Origin of the sequence: Streptomyces sp. NPDC059785, from assembly GCF_042732375.1 — a bacterium.
In the GTDB taxonomy this organism is placed as follows: Bacteria; Actinomycetota; Actinomycetes; order Streptomycetales; family Streptomycetaceae; genus Streptomyces.
This window is the reverse complement of record NZ_JBHWHV010000074.1, coordinates 1-18065: the sequence shown is the minus strand read 5'-3', so window position 1 is coordinate 18065 and position 18065 is coordinate 1. Positions and strand designations below refer to the sequence as shown.

The 18065-nt window shown below is 71.9% G+C and carries 16 protein-coding genes; 5 read left to right on the top strand and 11 right to left on the bottom strand.

Annotated features, from left to right (window positions below; translation table 11 throughout):
* Positions 1-27 precede the first annotated feature (27 nt).
* Positions 28-711: a DUF4232 domain-containing protein gene (locus tag ACFV6E_RS37170; RefSeq protein WP_385467770.1), complete on the bottom strand. Its 684-nt coding sequence runs from the start codon at positions 709-711 to the stop codon at positions 28-30.
* Between the two features lie 215 nt (positions 712-926).
* On the opposite strand from ACFV6E_RS37170, the gene ACFV6E_RS37165 reads away from it, so the two are divergent.
* From ACFV6E_RS37165 to ACFV6E_RS37155, 3 genes are all read left to right on the top strand, one after another.
* Positions 927-2276 carry a helix-turn-helix domain-containing protein gene (locus ACFV6E_RS37165; RefSeq protein WP_385467767.1) on the top strand — a complete coding sequence of 450 codons (1350 nt, stop codon included), beginning with the start codon at positions 927-929 and terminating at the stop codon, positions 2274-2276.
* Between the two features lie 111 nt (positions 2277-2387).
* On the top strand, positions 2388-3290 hold the full coding sequence (locus tag ACFV6E_RS37160; protein WP_385467763.1) for an SAM-dependent methyltransferase: 903 nt from the start codon (positions 2388-2390) through the stop codon (positions 3288-3290).
* Positions 3291-3475: 185 nt separating this feature from the next.
* Positions 3476-4768, top strand: a complete 1293-nt coding sequence (locus ACFV6E_RS37155; protein ID WP_385166204.1) for a PLP-dependent aminotransferase family protein — start codon at positions 3476-3478, stop codon at positions 4766-4768.
* 79 nt (positions 4769-4847) lie between these two features.
* Here ACFV6E_RS37155 and ACFV6E_RS37150 read toward each other — a convergent pair whose 3' ends face one another.
* Both ACFV6E_RS37150 and argS read right to left on the bottom strand, forming a co-directional pair.
* Positions 4848-5765 carry a DUF4253 domain-containing protein gene (locus ACFV6E_RS37150; protein ID WP_385467760.1) on the bottom strand — a complete coding sequence of 306 codons (918 nt, stop codon included), beginning with the start codon at positions 5763-5765 and terminating at the stop codon, positions 4848-4850.
* A 125-nt stretch (positions 5766-5890) separates the two neighbouring features.
* Positions 5891-7663, bottom strand: coding sequence for an arginine--tRNA ligase (gene argS, locus ACFV6E_RS37145; protein WP_385467757.1), 1773 nt, complete (start codon positions 7661-7663; stop codon positions 5891-5893).
* Positions 7664-7858: 195 nt separating this feature from the next.
* Between argS and lysS the strand changes: the two genes are divergently transcribed.
* Entirely contained in the window at positions 7859-9625 is a 1767-nt protein-coding gene (lysS, locus tag ACFV6E_RS37140; RefSeq protein ID WP_385467754.1) for a lysine--tRNA ligase, read from the top strand.
* A gap of 95 nt (positions 9626-9720) precedes the next feature.
* On the opposite strand, the gene ACFV6E_RS37135 is transcribed toward lysS, so the two are convergent.
* The 3 genes from ACFV6E_RS37135 to ACFV6E_RS37125 form a co-directional block, all read right to left on the bottom strand.
* Positions 9721-11133 carry a DUF2637 domain-containing protein gene (locus ACFV6E_RS37135; protein ID WP_385467751.1) on the bottom strand — a complete coding sequence of 471 codons (1413 nt, stop codon included), beginning with the start codon at positions 11131-11133 and terminating at the stop codon, positions 9721-9723.
* Between the two features lie 161 nt (positions 11134-11294).
* Positions 11295-12209 (bottom strand): DUF3558 domain-containing protein, encoded by a 915-nt coding sequence (locus ACFV6E_RS37130; RefSeq protein ID WP_385467748.1) that lies wholly within the window; start codon positions 12207-12209, stop codon positions 11295-11297.
* 157 nt (positions 12210-12366) lie between these two features.
* Complete coding sequence (locus tag ACFV6E_RS37125; protein WP_385467745.1) at positions 12367-13284, bottom strand: DUF3558 domain-containing protein; 918 nt, start codon at positions 13282-13284, stop codon at positions 12367-12369.
* Positions 13285-13488: 204 nt separating this feature from the next.
* On the opposite strand from ACFV6E_RS37125, the gene ACFV6E_RS37120 reads away from it, so the two are divergent.
* On the top strand, positions 13489-14682 hold the full coding sequence (locus ACFV6E_RS37120) for an RtcB family protein (RefSeq protein WP_385177421.1): 1194 nt from the start codon (positions 13489-13491) through the stop codon (positions 14680-14682).
* Positions 14683-14754: 72 nt separating this feature from the next.
* Here ACFV6E_RS37120 and ACFV6E_RS37115 read toward each other — a convergent pair whose 3' ends face one another.
* From ACFV6E_RS37115 to ACFV6E_RS37095, 5 genes are all read right to left on the bottom strand, one after another.
* A complete protein-coding gene (locus tag ACFV6E_RS37115; RefSeq protein ID WP_385177419.1) occupies positions 14755-15078 on the bottom strand; it encodes a hypothetical protein in 324 nt (107 codons plus the stop codon).
* A gap of 65 nt (positions 15079-15143) precedes the next feature.
* The gene (locus ACFV6E_RS37110) at positions 15144-16409 is read right to left on the bottom strand and encodes a tyrosine-protein phosphatase (RefSeq protein ID WP_385467742.1); all 1266 of its coding nucleotides are present in this window, start codon (positions 16407-16409) and stop codon (positions 15144-15146) included.
* 22 nt (positions 16410-16431) lie between these two features.
* Positions 16432-16614, bottom strand: a complete 183-nt coding sequence (locus ACFV6E_RS37105) for a hypothetical protein (RefSeq protein WP_385177415.1) — start codon at positions 16612-16614, stop codon at positions 16432-16434.
* Positions 16611-17378, bottom strand: a complete 768-nt coding sequence (locus tag ACFV6E_RS37100; RefSeq protein ID WP_385177414.1) for an SDR family NAD(P)-dependent oxidoreductase — start codon at positions 17376-17378, stop codon at positions 16611-16613. Before ACFV6E_RS37100 ends, ACFV6E_RS37105 begins: the two co-directional genes overlap by 4 nt.
* A gap of 276 nt (positions 17379-17654) precedes the next feature.
* Positions 17655-17993, bottom strand: coding sequence for a YnfA family protein (locus ACFV6E_RS37095; protein ID WP_385177412.1), 339 nt, complete (start codon positions 17991-17993; stop codon positions 17655-17657).
* Between the last annotated feature and the right edge of the window lie 72 nt (positions 17994-18065).

Genomic DNA, 18065 nt, shown 5'->3' with positions numbered 1-18065 from the left:
CGCGTGCCGGACCCGCGGTCGCCGGTGTCAGTACATCAGCGCGTCGTCCAGGTCCTGCTGCCAGTACGTGACCGTGAGCGAGTCGTCCACGTACGTGCCCTTCGCGGGGAGCGACGGGGTGGCCGTGCCCTTGTCGTCGTTGAAGTAGACCGTCAGGGACTCGGCCGTGTAGCCGTTCTTGCCGCTGCCGTCGGCCATCGACAGACGCACGCCCGCGTAGCCCGACTCGCCCGGCGCCAGCGTCACCACCGCCTGCGGCTGGGACTCCTCGAACACCGGCGGCACCGACTGGGCCTCGCCGAACCTGACCGCCGGGTAGCCGACGAGGTGGCAGGTCTTCGAACCCGTGTTGGTGACGGTGAGCAGCATGTGGTTCAGGGGACGGGAGACCTCCGTGGCGGTCACCTTGGTGACGGACGTGGTGCAGGGGTTCAGGCGGCTGGAGGACGAGGACGAGCCGGAGGACGAGGACGCCTGGTCCGCCTCGGCGCCCTTCGAGCCGTTCGTTCCCTTCGAGCCGCCCGTGCCCTTCGAACCCGTGCTGTCCGAGCCCCCGGTCGTGCCCGTCGTGCCCGACGCCGTCTCCGACGCCTGCGCCGACGCGCCCTCGTCGCGGACGCCCTCTCCGTTGTCGCACGCGGTCATCGTGAACGCGGCGACGGCGAGCGTGGCGGCGGCGAGCAGACGGGTGCGGGCGGTGCGTGCGGACATGGTGATCCCCCTGTGGTGGTGCGGGACTTGGCGCAGACCGCTCGACCGGGTGCCGGGAGCGGCGTGCTTGGATGGCCACAGCTTGTGCGGTGATCCGTCCCAGCCGCCACAGCAGTCGGGGGAAACGGGACGCTGGAACGTTCGTACCGGCTCTGACCTGGGGGAATGACAGTCCCCTGGAATGCCGGTCCGGGACACGGGGAGAGGGAGGAACGGTGGCGGGGGACGCATTCTCCGAGCTGCTGGGGCAGTTGAAGGAGCGGTCCGGGCTCAGTTACGGGGTGCTCGGCAAGCGGTTGCACATGAGTGCCTCGACGCTCCACCGGTACGTCAACGGGGATGCCGTACCGACGGACTACGCGCCCGTGGAGCGGTTCGCCCGGGTCTGCAAGGCCACCCCCGAGGAACTCGTCGAGCTGCACCGGCGGTGGGTGCTCGCCGATGCCCGGCGGGGACAGAAGGGGGCACCCGCCACACCGGCACCCGCCACACCGGCACCCGCCACGCCGGCACCCGTCACACCGGCGCCTGCCGGATCGGTACCTGCTCCGGAATCGGTGGAGGCGGCAGCAGAAGCTGGGGGAGAGCCAGAGGTCGGGGCCGAGGGCGCGCGTGTGTCCGCGCCGGAGGCGGCGGCTGAGCCGGAGGCTCCGGTGCGTCGGCGCCGGCGGACCGTCGTGCTCGCCGGGGCCGCCGTGGTCGCCGCCGCCGTCTCGGCCGCGGTCCTCGTGGGGCTCGTGCAGGGCGGTGGCGACGACGAGGGCGGCGGCAAGCAGGCGGTGGGTGCCGGGGCCGCGACGGTCGCGGAGTCGGGCACGGGCGGGGCGTCGGCCGACGGCAAGCGGCGGTCGTCCTCCCCCTCGGCCTCGGCGTCCGCCTCGCACAGCACGTCCCCGTCCGCCTCCGCCTCCGCCTCGCGGGGCGGTACGGAGAAGGGGTCCGGGAACAGCGGCGGCGGCGTACCGCTCACCGTCGCCACCAAGCCGTACGTCTGGGACAGCCCCTGCGGGCAGCCCTACCTGCTCGACCAGGACCCCGCCAACGTGCCGCCGCCGCCGAACGAGCAGGAGGCGCCCGGCTGGATCACCACGCTCGGCGCGGTCTCCGGTGACGAGCAGCGGCTCACCCTGACCGTGCAGGGCACCGGCGAGGAGACCGCCGTACTGGACGCCCTGCACGTGCGGGTGGTGGGCAAGGGCGCGCCGCTCGCCTGGAACAGCTACTCCATGGGGTTCATCGGGGTCGGCTGCGGCGGACCGGCGGAGAGCAAGTCCTTCGACGTGAACCTCGACCTGGCCAACCCGGACGCCGTGGTCAAAGGCGGGCAGCGCGACTTCCCGTACAAGGTGAGCGAGAGCGATCCCGAGGTGTTCCAGATCCTCGCCCACGCCGAGGCGAACGACGTGAGCTGGTACCTGGAGCTTGACTGGTCCAGCGGCGAGCGCAGCGGGACGGTGCGCATCGACAACAAGGGCCGGCCCTTCCGGACCAGCGGGACGAAGGGGCGCCCGGTGTACGGCTATCCGCTGGGCGGCGACGCCTGGGAGCGGACCGACGGCGAGTGAGGGGCGCGGCCGTACCGGTGCCGGGCACTATCAAGTCATCGGTGAAGCTAGGTTGTTGGCGATCGACTGACCAGGTGATCGACTGACCAGGTGACTTCCCAGGGAGGCTCCATGCCCGGTGACGCGCTCAGCCAGGACCCCGCCGAGCTGAGGAGGCGGATCGACACGACGAAGGCGCACCCGGCCCGGGTCTACGACGTCTTCCTCGGCGGCAAGGACAACTACCCGGTGGACCGGGCGGCCGCCGCAGCGGCGCTCGCCGCCAACCCCCGCGGGTACCTCGACGTGCGGCACAACCGCGACTTCATGCGGCGGGCCGTCACCCGGCTGTCCAAGGAGTCCGGCATCCGGCAGTACCTGGACATCGGCACCGGACTGCCCACCCAGGAGAACGTCCACCAGATCGCCCAGCGCGCCGCGCCGGACTCCCGGGTCGTGTACGTCGACAACGACCCGGTGGTGCTGGCGCACGCGCGCGCCCTGCTCACCAGCGGCCCCGAGGGGCGTACGGACTACATCGACGCCGATCTCAAGCAGCCCGCCCAGATCCTCGAACAGGCCGCGGGGACGCTCGACCTCAGCGAGCCGTTGGCGCTCGTGCTCGCCGCGATCCTGCACTTCATCGAGGACGACGAGGCGTACGCGATCGTGCGGGAGCTGGTCGACGTGCTGCCCTCGGGCAGCCGGCTGGTGCTCAGCCACCTCACCGAGGACCTGAATCCGGAGAACGTGCGCGCGGTCGCGCGGACCTACCACGAGCGCGGTTTCACCTTCGTACTGCGCACCAAGGCCGAGGTCGAGCGGTTCTTCACGGAGAACGGGCTGGAGATCGAGGAGCCGGGTGTCGTGCCCGCCCACCACTGGCACCCCGACGGGGCCGCCCCGCTCCCGGAGGACGCCGACGCCGTCGACCTGTCCGCCCTCGACGACATCGAGCTGGTCCGCTACCGCGACATCAACGACGTCACGGACGCGGACATCAACGTCTACGTGGGGACGGCGGTCAAGCCCTGAGCGGTGCCGCCCTTCTGAACAGTGCGCGGACACGGCCGGGCGCTCCGGCCGTGTCCGGATCGCCGTGTCCGGATCGCGGAAATGGTGGATGTAGGCGGCACCTTGTTGCCTAGGGTGCGGGCACCGAGCAGCAGGGCCGCGGGTGCGCGTGCGGTCCTGCCGTACCACCGACAAGGAGCCGCCTCGTGACCGTCACCGCCGATTCCCCCACCGACCCCGGCACCGGCCCCCGTACCGGCCCCGGGACCGGCCCCGGCACCGGCCCGCGTACCGCCGCCTCGTCCGCCCCCCTCCCGCCGCTCTCCGCGCGGGCCGCCTCGGTCGGCGGGTCCGCCGTGCGGGACATCCTCGCGGTCACCGCACGCCCCGAGGTGATCAACTTCGCGGGCGGGCTGCCCGCGCCCGAACTCTTCGACGCCGAGGGCATCGCCGCCGCCTACCGCGACGTGCTCGCGGAGACGCCCGAGCGGGCGCTCCAGTACTCCACCACCGAGGGCGAGCCCGTCCTGCGGGCCGCCCTCGCCGCGCGCACCACCGCGCGCGGGCTGCCGACCGCGGCCGACGACCTGCTGGTCACCACCGGATCGCAGCAGGCGCTGTCACTGCTCGCCACCGCCCTGGTGGAGCCCGGCGACACCGTCCTGGTCGAAAGCCCCTGTTACCTGGCGGCACTTCAGGCGTTCGCCTTCGCGGGGGCGCGGGTCGTGGCCGTGCCGGGCGACGACGACGGCATCGACCCGGAGGCCCTGGACGAACTGGTCGTGCGGGAGCGGCCCAAGCTGCTCTACACCGTGCCGACCTTCCAGAACCCGACCGGACGGACCCTGCCCGCCGAGCGCCGCGCCGCCGTCGCGGCCGTCGCCGGGCGGCGCGGGCTGTGGATCGTCGAGGACGACCCGTACGGCGAACTGCGCTTCGAGGGCGAGCGGGTGCCGTGGATCGCCGGCTACGAGGGCGCCGGTGACCGGACGGTGCTGCTCGGGTCGTTCTCCAAGGTCATGGCGCCGGGCATGCGGCTCGGCTGGCTGCGGGCACCCGCCGCGCTGCGCCGCGCCTGCGCCGTCGCCAAACAGGCCGCCGACCTGCACACCCCGACCGTCAACCAGCTCGCCGCCGCCCGCTACCTGGCCGACCGGGACCTCGACGCCCACGTGGCGCGCGTCGCCGCCGCGTACGGCCAGCGCCGGGACGCGATGCTCGCGGGCCTCGCCGGCGCCCTCCCGGACGGCTCCACCTGGAACCGCCCCGAGGGCGGCATGTTCCTGTGGGCCCGGCTGCCCGAGGGGTACGACACCGCCGCCCTGCTGCCGCGCGTGGTCGAGCAGGACGTGGCGTACGTCCCCGGGGCGCCCTTCTACGCGGGCACCCCGGACCGGGCGACGCTGCGGCTGACCTTCGTCACCCAGACCCCCGACGAGATCGCCGAGGGGCTGCGGCGGCTGGGACGCGGGCTGGAGCCGGGCACAGCGCGGGACTGAGCCGGGCTTCCGGCGGGGCTGAGCCGGGTCGCCGTCGGGGCGCCTCCGCAACGCTCCCGCCTCCGCCGGCGGGCCGGTGTCAGTCCCACCAGAAGGACCAGACGTGCCGGCCCAGCACCTCCCGCGCCGCGTACTCCCGCAGGGTGTTGTGGTCGCCATGGACGACGACGTCCGGGCAGAACGCGAAGTGCTCGGCGGCGACCGCCTCGGCCGCCTCCGCGGTGGCGGGCGGCGCCGCCACGGACAGCACGAGCTGCACGGCGGTGAGGGCGACCACCCGTATGCCGAAGCGGTCCTCCCAGGAGCGCAGGACGGCGCACAGCCGCGCCACGTCGTCCTCCTGGTTCACCGGGCCCGACCAGCCGAGGGCCGCCGGGACGTCGGCGCTGCGGCGGGCCGGGACCAGGGCCGCGCGGGGGGCTTCCAGCCAGGAGTCCGGGCCGGTCAGGGAGTCGGCGACCGCCGCGGCCCGGGCGTCGGGGTCGGCGGAGCCGGGGCCCGCGGGGGCGAGGCCGGGCCAGACCGGGCCGAACGGCGCCACCGTGTCGGCGAAGGGCGACCGCGGGCCGAACACCTCCTCGACGCGCTCCCGGCCCGGCCGGTCCGGGTCGGCCGCGGACAGCTCGTCCGCCGCGTACTCCTCCCAGTAGTCGGCCAGCACCTCCTCCGGGTCGTGGTCGCCCGGGTAGGTCGTGGCGCCGGGGTCGAGCTGCCAGCCGGCCGGTCCTTCACCGCTCGCGCCGTCCGCACCGTCCGGGTCGTTCTCGTCGTCGATGGCGCTGATGAGCACCGGATGCAGCCCGGCCGTACGGCGCGCGGCCGAGAGCCGCAGCCAGTCGCCGGGGGCCGCGGGCCCGTCGGAGCACCACAGGAGCGGTTCGTGCCAGGGGCCCTCCGCGGTCGCGTCGACCAGGGTCCCGGAGGGCAGTTCGAGCCCGAGCGTGCCGCCGCTCGGATCGGCCGCCAGCTTCGGCAGCGCGTTGGGAAGAGTCGCCATGACCAGACAGTAGGGCCGACCACTGACATCGGCTCCGCCCATGACAGCGGCCCTTGCCACGCGTCGGGCCCGGACCGTTCACAGCCACGGTCCGGGTCCGTTCACAGCGGAAGGGCTGCGCGCTCTCAGAGGCGCTCGGGCGTCCTGATGCCGAGCAGCGCCATGCCCCGGTGCAGGGTGCGCGCCGTGACGTCGCAGAGGAACAGGCGGTTCTCGACCTGCGCGGGGGTCTCCGCCTTCAGGACCGGGCACTTGTCGTAGAACGTCGTGTACAGCGACGCCAGCTGGTACAGGTACGCCGCCAGCTTGTGCGGCGCGTACTCGGCGGCCGTCTCCGCCAGCGTCTCCGCGAACTGGTCCACGTGCAGGCCGAGCGCCCGCTCCGCCGGTTCGAGGGTCAGCTCCGCGTGGGCGGCCGGACGCGTCTCGCCCGCCCTGCGCAGGATCGACTGGATCCGCGCGTACGCGTACTGGAGGTAGACGCTGGTGTCGCCGTTCAGCGAGACCATCTGGTCCAGGTCGAACTTGTAGTCCCGGTTCGCCGACGTCGACAGGTCCGCGTACTTCACCGCGCCGATGCCGACCTGGGCGCCGCGCTCGGCGATCTCCTCGTCCGACAGCTCGCCCCTGGTGTCCTTCTCGCGGACGACCGCCGTGGCGCGCTCGACCGCCTCGTCCAGGAGGTCCACCAGGCGCACCGTCTCGCCCTCACGGGTCTTGAACGGCTTGCCGTCCTTGCCGAGGACCGTGCCGAACGCGAGCTGGACCGCCTTGACGTCGTCGTTGAGCCAGCCGGCCCGCCGCGCCGTCTCGAAGACCATCTTGAAGTGCAGGGACTGGCGGGCGTCCACCACGTAGAGCAGGGTCGACGCCTTCAGGTCGAAGACGCGGTTCCTGATCGCGGACAGGTCGGTGGCCGCGTACCCGTAGCCGCCGTCGGACTTGCGGACGATCAGCGGGACCGGGTTGCCGTCGGGGCCCTTGACGTCGTCGAAGAACACGCACAGCGCGCCCTCGGAGCGGACGGCGACGCCGGACTCCTCCAGCAGGCGGCAGGTCTCGTCCAGCATGTCGTTGTAACCGGACTCGCCGACCACGTCAGGGTCGCGGATCTCCATGTCCAGCTTGTCGAAGACCGAGTAGAAGTAGATCTTCGACTCGTCGACGAACTTCTGCCAGAGCGCGAGGGTCTCCGCGTCGCCCGCCTGGAGGTCGACCACCCGGCGCCGGGCCCGGGTCTTGAACTCCTCGTCGGAGTCGAAGAGCGCGCGGGACGATTTGTACAGCCGGTTCAGGTTCGACATGGCCTCCTCGCCGGAGACCTCGCCCTCGCCCTTGTCGTGGTCCAGCTCGTGCGGGTGCTCGATCAAGTACTGGATGAGCATGCCGAACTGGGTGCCCCAGTCGCCGATGTGGTGGCGCCTGACCACCGTCTCGCCCGTGAACTGAAGGATCTGCACCACCGCGTCGCCGATGACGGCGGAGCGCAGGTGGCCTACGTGCATCTCCTTGGCCACGTTCGGCTGCGCGTAGTCGATCACCGTGGTGCCCGGGTGCTCCGCGCGCGGGACGCCGAGGCGGTCGGTGTCGGCGGCGCGGGCCGCGAGGTTGTCGATGATCGCCGAGTCGGTGACCGTGATGTTCAAAAAGCCGGGGCCCGAGACCTCGATGTCCGCGAGCAGGTCGCCCGACTCCACGCGCGCGACGACCTGCGCCGCCAGCTCGCGCGGGTTGGCCTTGGCCTTCTTCGCGAGCGCCAGGATGCCGTTGGCCTGGAAGTCGGCCCGGTCGCTTCGTCGCAGCAGCGGGTCCGCGGCACCGGCCTCCGGCAGTGCTGCCGTGAGGGCGTCCGCGAGGCGCTGGTGGACGGAAGCGGTGAGGGACGTGACCGAGGCCATTTCAGTGGCTGCCGTTCTGCTCGGGTTCGGTGGGTCTGCTGGTCGTGCACGGCCGCATCCGGCCGCGGGGCCAAGTATCCCACGCGGTGAAAAGCCGTTTTCGCGGTTGAGGGCGGAGCTGGGAGAATGGGTCGGTCAGCCGTACTGGCATCAGAGGCAGTAGCAGTATTCAGAGGCAGTAAGAGAAAGAAGGACGTGCCGATCGTGGCTCAGAGCACCGAGACCACCGACTGGGTCTCCCGTTACGCGGATGAGGTCGTCGCCGAGTCGGAGCGTCGGGCCGAGGGCGCGAAACACGACGGTGCCGGGGCACCGGTGATCGTCGTCGCGTCCGGACTCTCCCCCTCGGGACCGATCCACCTGGGCAACCTGCGCGAGGTGATGACCCCGCACCTGGTCGCCGACGAGATCCGCCGCCGCGGGTACACGGTGCGCCACCTGCTCTCCTGGGACGACTACGACCGGTACCGCAAGGTCCCGGCCGGGGTCGCCGGCATCGACGACTCCTGGGCCGAGCACATCGGCAAGCCCCTCACCTCCGTGCCCGCCCCCAAGGGCTCGCCGCACGCGAACTGGGCGGAGCATTTCAAGGCCGCGATGACCGCCTCGCTGGCCGAGCTCGGCGTCGAGTACGACGGGATCAGCCAGACCGAGCAGTACACCTCGGGCGCCTACCGCGAGCAGATCCTGTTCGCGATGAAGCACCGCGGTGACATCGACGCGATCCTCGACCAGTACCGCACCAAGAAGGCCCCGCCGAAGAAGCAGTCGCAGAAGCCCGTCGACGAGGCCGAGCTGGAGGCCGCCGAGGGCTCCGGCGCCGCCGACGAGGACGACGGCAGCGGCTCCGCCGCCGGGTACTTCCCGTACAAGCCCTACTGCGGGGACTGCGGCAAGGACCTGACCACCGTCACCGCCTACGACGACGACACCACCGAGCTGACGTACACCTGCTCGGCCTGCGGGTTCTCAGAGACGGTCCGGCTGAGCGAGTTCGACCGCGGCAAGCTGGTCTGGAAGGTCGACTGGCCGATGCGCTGGGCGCACGAGGGCGTGGTCTTCGAGCCGAGCGGCGTCGACCACTCCTCGCCCGGCTCCTCCTTCCAGGTCGGCGGGCAGATCGTCGGGCTCTTCGGCGGCAAGCAGCCGATCGGCCCGATGTACGCGTTCGTCGGCATCAGCGGCATGGCCAAGATGTCCAGCAGCAAGGGCGGGGTCCCCACCCCGGCCGACGCCCTGGAGATCATGGAGCCGCAGCTGCTGCGCTGGCTCTACGCCCGCCGCCGCCCCAACCAGTCCTTCAAGATCGCCTTCGACCAGGAGATCCAGCGGCTCTACGACGAGTGGGACCGGCTCGCGGGCAAGGTCGCCGACGGCTCCGTCCTCCCGGCCGACGCCGCCGCCCACGCGCGCGCGGTGGGCACCGCCGCAGGGGAGCTGCCGAAGACCCCCCGCCCGATGCCGTACCGCACGCTCGCCTCCGTCGTCGACGTCACCGCCGGTGCCGAGGACCAGACCCTGCGCATCCTGAGCGAGCTCGACCCCGGGAACCCGCTCGCCGCCCTTGACGAGGTGCGGCCCCGGCTCGACCGGGCCGAGGCGTGGATCAACACCCAGGTCCCCGTTGAGCAGCGCACCGTCGTCCGGGCCGAGCCCGACGCCGAGCTGCTCGCGTCCCTGGACGACGAGGGCCGGGAATCGCTGCGCCTGCTCCTGGAGGGCCTCGACAGCCACTGGTCCCTGGACGGCCTGACCCACCTCGTCTACGGCGTCCCGAAGGTCCGCGCCGGCTTCTCCGCCGACGCCGGTCCCAAGGAGCTCCCGCCGGAGATCAAGGTCGCCCAGCGCACGTTCTTCGCGCTGCTCTACCACCTGCTCGTCGGCCGTGACACCGGCCCGCGGCTGCCCACCCTGCTGCTCGCCGTCGGCCAGGACCGGGTGCGCAAGCTGCTGGGCGCGTAAGCACTCCGCTCGGGGCCGGTGCGCCGGCAGCGGGTCCGTTGTGGCTGGTCGCGCGGTTCCCCGCGCCCCTTCGGGGCGCGGGGGCCCGTCCGGGCTCAGGCGATGTGGTCCTCCTCCAGCTCCGCGTTGTAGCGGTTCTGGAAGCGTTCCGACATCGCCTTCAGCGCGCTGGAGCTGAGCGTCGTGCCGTGGGCGGCCTCGATGTCGTTACCAAGAGCCCGGGGCGTGGGGAAGCTGCCGTCGATGGACTGACGGAACACCTTGTAGTACGCCTCCTCCTGGGTCTTCTCGTCGGCCACCGCGTCGGGCCGCTCCTCGGCGACCGGCGGCCGCTGCTCCTGGCGCGGCCCCGGGATCGGCAGCTGCTCCGGGCCGGGCGCGCCGCCCTCGCCGAGCTGCCGGGTGCGGCCGGGACCCGCCGGGATCGGGAAGCTGCCCGTCTCCTCGGGCCCCGGCTCGTACCGCTGCGCCTGCTGCTCCTCGTACCACTGCTCGTACTGCTCCTCGGGCACGTACGTGGGGTCGTAGCCGCCCTCGTAGACCACGTCCTGGACGGTCGGTGCCGAGAACCAGGGGGACTGGCCGGACTGCGGGTCCTGGCCGGGGCCGCCCTGCGGAGCGAACTCGGGGTCCTCGGGGTACCACTCGGGCTCGGGGCCGACGGGCTGCGCCTGCTGGGCCTGCTGCTGCGCTCGCTGTTGCGCCTGCTGCTGGTCGGGCTGCCGAACGTCCTGTTCCGGGCGGCCGGCGGGTGCGGTCGCCGCCTCGAGCTGGGGCTGCGGCTGGGGCTGTTGCGGGGCGGGCGGCAGCAGGGCCGGCTCGATACCGGCCGCGGCCAGGCCCGAGGGGGCGGTCTCGGCGAGCGGGACGCCGTAGCGGGCCAGGCGCAGCGGCATCAGGGACTCGACGGGTGCCTTGCGGCGCCAGGCGCGGCCGAAGCGGGAGCGCAGCCGGGCCTGGTAGACGAGGCGTTCCTGCTCCAGCTTGATCACCTGCTCGTAGGAGCGCAGCTCCCACAGCTTCATCCGGCGCCAGAGCAGGAACGTGGGGACCGGGGAGAGCATCCAGCGGGTGAGGCGGACGCCCTCCATGTGCTTGTCCGCGGTGATGTCCGCGATCCGGCCGATCGCGTGCCGGGCGGCCTCCACGGCGACGACGAACAGCACCGGGATGACGGCGTGCATGCCTGTGCCCAGCGGGTCCGGCCAGGCCGCCGCGCCGTTGAACGCGATCGTCGCGGCGGTCAGCAGCCACGCCGTCTGGCGCAGCAGCGGGAACGGGATGCGGATCCAGGTCAGCAGGAGGTCCAGGGAGAGCAGGACGCAGATGCCCGCGTCGATGCCGATCGGGAAGACGTAGGCGAAGTTCCCGAAGCCCTTCTCGATGGCGAGCTCACGGACGGCCGCGTACGAACCGGCGAAGCCGATACCGGCGATGACCACCGCTCCGGCGACCACCACGCCGATGAGAACCCGGTGCATCCGTGTGAGCTTCAGTGGCGCGGCCACCCGTCATCCCCTCCCCTTGCCTGTGTTGTTGCGCGCAACAGGGTGGCACATGTGTGCGGCGGGCGATCCGCCGGTACGGCCGGAGCCCGGTTCGCGCGCGCACCGGGCTCCGCCAACTGGACTGCGAGGGCGGGCGGTTGAGGCCCCCGGACCGGGCGAGGTCAGTCCTTGGAGGAGGACTTCGACTTCGACGGGGAGGCGCTCTCGGAGGGCGACTCGGAGGCGGACTCGTCGTCCGCGTCCGACTTCTCGTCGGACTTCGAGGCCGACTTCGACGCCGACTTGGACGGTGAGGCCGACTTCGACGGGGAGGCGCTCGCGCTGCCGCCCTTGCCGTTGGCGGCGGTCACCGCGGCCACCGCCTCCTTCGCCGCGTTCTGCGCGTCCTTCACCAGACCGGCGGCGTCCGGGGTCTTGTCGCCCGCCAGACCCGCGCCGTTGTAGTCCACCGTGACGACGACGTTCTCGACCCGGGCCACCACCGTCTGCTGCTTGAAGGCGCCCTCCTTCTTCTTCAGGTCGTAGCGCACGGCCGTCGCCTCGTCGCCCGTCCCGGACACCGGCTCCGTCTTCGCGTTCTTCGCCCCGGACACCGTCTGCGCGGCCTTGACCTGCTTCTCGTAGTACTCCTGCGCGCGCTGGTCGCCCGCCCCGCGCGAGTCCGACTCGAAGCGCAGCATCGCCACGTTCAGCCAGCGGAACTGCGAGCCCTTGACGCCGTTGTTGTCGAGGCTGTCCCAGTAGCAGTTGCCGCGCGTGCTGATGTCGTCCGACTTGCCCTCGTTGCCGGCCTTCTTCGCCTCCGGCACCAGATCGCCGAGCGTCTTCTTCGACAGCACCGAGCAGGGCTCGGGCAGCGTCGCGTACGCGGCCTTCGCGACCGTCTCCTCGGAGGCGCTCGCACTGGCCGTCGGGCTCTGCTCCGTCTTCGTGGCCTTCGCGTCGTCACCGGAGCCGGAGTCCGAGGAGCAGGCGGAGGCGACGAGCATCACGGGGACGGCCGCCACACCCACCAGGATGCGGTCGAATCGCAGTACTCGCTGGTCTCGCTGGGCTCGCTGTGCTGATCGGTGCATGGTTCCTTCACTCATGGTCACTCATGACGCTCGTGGTACGGGCGCACCTGGCGGGTGCGGCCGGTCGGGTCCGAGGGGCCACGGTACGCGGTGAGCGCGCGGGGCGGTCCGTCTTCGGGCGGTTCCCGCGGAGCACCCGGACGGCCGTGCGGGGCCGCTACGCGTTGAGTGAATCGGCCAGGCTCCGGGCCAGTTTCAGCGCCCTGTCCTGCATTTCCTCGCTGTCCGGGACGATGCCGGCCTGGGTCGGCTGCTCCTCGTAGGAGACCGTCACGACGACGTTGGACGTGCGGAACACCACAGTCACCGTGCGCTGCCGGGCCGTGGAGCCGGAGGCGCTCAGCTCGTCGTCGAGGAACGCCTCGTCGGCGAGATCACCGATCCTGCGGGGCTGGAGGGCGGCCGGGGTCTCGCTCGCGGTCGCGGTGGGGGAGGAGGTGTCGTCGGAGCCCGCCTTGCCGTCGGACGAGGAGCCGGATCCGTCCGACGTGCCGGAACCCTTGGAGCCCTTGGCGGTGGACGAGGCGGAGGCGGACGCGGACGGGGTCTCGCCCGTGTCGCCGGTGTCGCCGCCGTCCCCCGTGTCCCCGCCGTCCCCGGTGTCTTCGACGTCGGGCGAGTCGGACGGCTCGGGCAGGTCCGCGGCCTCCTCCTGGGTCGAGTAGACCTTCGCGGCCCGGCTGTCGTCGCTGACCGCGTTGTCGTACGACACCACGCGCTCGAAGTCGACCAGCAGGTGGTCCGTCGCGTCCGCGGAGTCCGCCTTCCAGCGGCAGCCCGCCTTGCGGTCGGTGTCGTAGGTGAGCGTGGCCTCGCCCTCGTACGCCTTCTCCTGTTGCTCGTCGGTGAGGTCCGCGATGCCGGGCAGCAGCGAGTCGAGCGCGTCCTCGGTGACCGAGCCGCACGGCTGCGGCAGGGTGCTGTACTTGCCGGGCTGGGCCGAGGTCGCCGTCGTGGCGGAGCCGCCGGCCTTGGAGTCCTCGGCCGCGCCGCCGTCGCCCGAGCCGCCGGTGCAGCCGGCCAGCAGTGCCGCGAGGAGCGCGGCGGCGCCCGGTACGTACGCCTTCCGCTGCACGGTGAGGCTCCTCTCGACGGGGTCCTCGGTCGGACCCTGGGGCGGGTGTCCTGTGGTTATTCGCTTGCCGCGCGGGGGCGGCCGCTGGGAACAATGTGTATCGCACGCACTGCCGTGGACGCCGGTCCGTTGTCTGATACGTCGACCTTGGCGCTGGTTTTGCGATTAATCACTTCTGTTGTTTCCCGGGGGAAAGAGGACGTTATGTCGTACGTGGAAGTGCCGGGTGCGAAGGTTCCCATCCGGATGTGGACCGACCCGGCGTCGGTCGAGGACGTGGCGCTGCGCCAGCTCCAGAACGTCGCCACGCTGCCCTGGATCAAGGGTCTTGCCGTGATGCCGGACGTCCACTACGGCAAGGGCGCGACGGTCGGTTCGGTGATCGCCATGCGGGACGCGGTCTGCCCGGCGGCGGTCGGCGTGGACATCGGCTGCGGCATGTCCGCGGTCCGCACGTCCCTGACGGCGAACGACCTGCCCGGCGACCTGTCGCGGCTCCGCTCGAAGATCGAGCAGGCCATCCCGGTGGGCCGCGGGATGCACGACGACCCGGTCGCTCCGGGCGACTTCCACGGCCTGGCCACCGGGGGCTGGGACGCCTTCTGGGGCCGCTTCGACGGGGTCGCGGAAGCGGTCAGGTTCCGCCAGGAGCGGGCGGCGAAGCAGATGGGGACGCTGGGCGGCGGAAATCACATGATCGAAGTCTGTCTCGACGAGTCGGACGCAGTCTGGCTGATGCTGCACTCCGGGTCGCGGAACATCGGCAAGGAGCTGGCCGAGTACCACATCGGCGTGGCGCAGAAGCTCCCGCACAACCAGGGTCTGGTCGACCGGGACCTCGCGGTGTTCGTCGCCGACACCCCGCAGATGGCGTCGTACCGGAACGACCTGTTCTGGGCGCAGGAGTACGCGAAGTACAACCGTGCGCTGATGATGGCGCTCCTGAAGAACGTGATCCGCAAGGAGTTCAAGAAGGCGAAGCCGACGTTCGAGCGGGAGATCTCCTGCCACCACAATTACGTGGCGGAGGAGCGGTACGACGGGATGGATCTCCTCGTCACCCGCAAGGGCGCGATCCGGGCCGGTGCCGGCGATTACGGGATCATCCCCGGCTCAATGGGGACCAGCTCGTACATCGTGAAGGGCCTCGGCAACGAGAAGGCGTTCAACTCGGCCTCGCATGGCGCGGGCCGGCGCATGAGCCGCAACGCGGCGAAGCGGCACTTCACGGTGCGGGACCTTGAGGAGCAGACCCGGGGGGTGGAGTGCCGCAAGGACTCCGGAGTGCTCGACGAGATCCCGGGTGCCTACAAGAACATCGACCAGGTCATGGAGCACCAGCGCGACCTCGTCGAGATCGTCGCGAAGCTGAAGCAGTTCATCTGCGTGAAGGGCTGAGGTGAAGGGCCGACGCGAAGGGCTGACACCGAGGAGCGGGGCCCGGCTTCGACCGGAGCCCCGCTCGTCGTCTCACTGATCAGCGGGCAGGGGAGCCTGTCCGGTACGCAGACGCCAGAGGCGGATGTAACAGCTTTTCTCGGTCCGGCCGAGTTCACGGGCCGCCGCCACGTCGTCGTTCAGCCTGAGCAGTACGCGGTCCTCCCACGCCTGCCGGCGGCGGCGGTCAGGTGCGATGCTCATCCCTGCTGGGCGGACCCAGGTGGCAAGCGAGTCGGCGGCCTGCTTGCGCGCCAGCGACAGGCAGCCCGGACAGTACAGGTGGGACGCCAGCGCCTGGGAGGCTTCCTTCGTGTAGAGGATGTTGTAGATGCCGTCCCGGGCATTGCGTTTCATGCTTCGCTCGGCGCCCGTGATCTTCCGTGCGTAGAAGGCTGATCGAGGCAGTTCACCCCTGTGAGTTACCCGAGCCGCTTCTCCATGAGGGTCACCTCGTAGGTGCGGCCCGTCGTGGGGTGGTGTATCTGCTGGTCGCGCAGGGGTGTGTAGCCCGCGGCTTCGTAGTAGGCGCGCAGGCGGGGGCTGGTGGTGAGGCAGTCGAGGCGGGCGTAGGGGCGGCCCGCGGCGGTGATGCGGGCCTCCGCCTCGGCCAGCATGCGGCGGCCCGTGCCCCGCGGGGCCGTGTGGGACGCGGCCATCAGGCGGTGGACGTAGCCGGCCTCGGGCGGGCGGGGGCCCCAGTGGACCGGGTCGTCCCACCACAGCTCACAGGCTGCGGCCAGGTGGTCGCCGGCGAACGCGAGCCAGACCTCGCCCTCGGTCATGCGGGTGCGGAAGTGGGCCTCGTCCTTTCCGCCCGGCCGCCAGTCGCGGATCCCGCGGGCGAGCTGCCACAGGGCGGACGCGTCGTGCAGGCGCGTCAGGGCGGTGGCGTCGGCCGGGACCGCCTTGCGGTAGGTCAGGGGCGGGGCGGCGGCGGGGGCCGGTTCCAGGAGATGGGTGCGGAGGGTGTCCGCCAGGGCGTCCGCGTCCAGGGCGAGGGAGTCGGTGACGTAGCCCGCGATCGAGCCGTGGCGGGCGGTCAGGTCCGCGAGGAACAGCCGCATGATCCGTGCGGGGGCGCGGCCGAAGGCGGGCCAGACCGGGCTGCGGCCGCCGTTGCGGTCCCGCCAGTCGGCGAGCAGGGCCGGTGCGGCCAGCTCCGTGAGGCTGAAGTCCTCGACGATCGTGGGCTCGTCCACGCCGAGCAGGCCGAGGACCAGGGCGGCCAGCAGGCCGGTGCGGTCCTTGCCGGACGCGCAGTGGAAGACCAGGGGCTCGTCCGCCCGCGCCGCCTCCGCGACGGCTTCCAGCGCCTCGCGGATCTCCTTGGTGCCGTCCTGCGCGACCTCCGCGAACCGCTCCGCCAGGTACGGGCCCGGGTCGATGTCGGGGGTCAGCGCCGCCTGGTCGTAGGGGCGGTGCTCGATGCTGAGATTGCGGTACGAGAACGAGGGGTGGTCGGGGACGCGGCCGCGGCCGTCGATCTCCCAGGGGTAGCGCAGGTCCACCACCGTGCGGATCCCGAGCGAGAGGAAGCGCTCCCAGTCCGCCGTACCGACGGCCAGCTTGCCGAGGGAGTCCGAGCGGTACAGCAGCCCCGGCCGGACCCGCCGCCCGGCGTCCGCCGAATAGCCGCCCAGGTCACGGAAGTTGTGCAGCGCGTCGAAAGATATGTGTCTGTCCACGGGGCGACACTATGCCGGTGCGCTATTTGGCGTGGTGTACCGCGTAGATCATGACGAACGCGACGATGTGGATGCCGAAGAAAAAGTACGCCAGGTAGTACCAGACGTACCGCTCCCGCTTCTTCTCCAGGGCGAGGCGCCGCTGCTCACCGGCGTCCGCGTCCGCGTCGGTGTCCTCCGGGTCGTCCAGGGGGCCGGTGGTCACTGCTCCCGGTGGACCTTCGTGTTCGAGGCCTGGGCGCGCGGGCGGACCACGAGGAGGTCGATGTTGACGTGGCTGGGGCGGGTGACCGCCCAGGTGATGGTGTCGGCGACGTCGTCCGCGGTGAGCGGCTCGGCCACACCCGAGTAGACCTTGGCGGCCTTCTCCCGGTCGCCGCCGAAGCGGGTCAGCGCGAACTCGTCCGTCTTGACCATGCCGGGCGCCACCTCGATCACCCGGACCGGCGTGCCGACGATCTCCAGGCGCAGCGTCTCGGCGAGCACGTGCTCGCCGTGCTTGGCGGCGACATAGCCGGCGCCGCCCTCGTACGTGCCGTGCCCCGCGGTGGAGGTGAGCACGACGATCGTGCCGTCGCCGCTCGCGGTGAGGGCGGGGAGCAGCGCCTGCGTGACGTTCAGGGTGCCGATGACGTTCGTCTCGTACATCTGGCGCCACTGGGCCGGGTCGCCGCTGGCCACCGGGTCGGCGCCGAGCGCGCCGCCCGCGTTGTTCACCAGGACGCCGATCGTCTTGAAGGCGGTGGCGAACTCGTCGACCGCGGCCCGGTCCGTGACGTCGAGGGCGTACGCCGTCACCTGGTGGCCCGCCGCGGTCAGCTCCTCGGCCAGCGCCTCGATGCGGTCCTTGCGGCGGGCGGTCAGCACGACGCGGTAGCCGGCCGCGGCGAGTTGCCGGGCCGTCGCGGCACCGATGCCGCTGCTCGCACCGGTGACGACGGCGATACGGGACGCGGCGGCGGGGGTCATACGGCTGCTCCTCGGTGCGTACGGTGCTGCGGCTGTCCGGCCAGGATAGGCGGGCGGTGTGTGGGGTGTGCGGTGGGTGGTGCGGGCCGGGGGGTACGAGGAGGTGTACGTGGCCGCGCACGTCGAGGCGTACCGAGGCGTACCGAGGCGTACCGAGGCGTACGCGGCTGAGCACGGCGAGGCGTACCGAGGCGTACGCGGCTGAGCGCGACGAGGCGTACGTGGCCGCGCGCTACGAGGCGTACGTGGTCGCGTACGCCGATGTGTACGCCGAGGTCAGTTGCCGCCCCGCGGCGCGTACATGATGACCGCCATCCCGGCCAGGCAGATCAGCGCGCCCGTGACGTCCCAGCGGTCGGGCCGGTAGCCGTCCGCGACCATGCCCCAGGCGATCGAACCGGCGACGAAGACCCCGCCGTACGCGGCCAGGATGCGGCCGAACTCGCCGTCCGGCTGGAGCGTGGCGACGAAGCCGTAGACGCCGAGGGCCATCACGCCGGCGCCGATCCACAGCCAACCGCGGTGCTCGCGCACGCCCTGCCAGACCAGCCAGGCACCGCCGATCTCGAAGAGCGCGGCGACGGCGAACAGGGCGGCGGAGCGGAGCACGAGCATGCGCTCACCTTCGCACAGTGGCACCGGCCTGCTTCAGGGTGGCGACCGGTCGCCACCCTGAAGCAGGCCGGG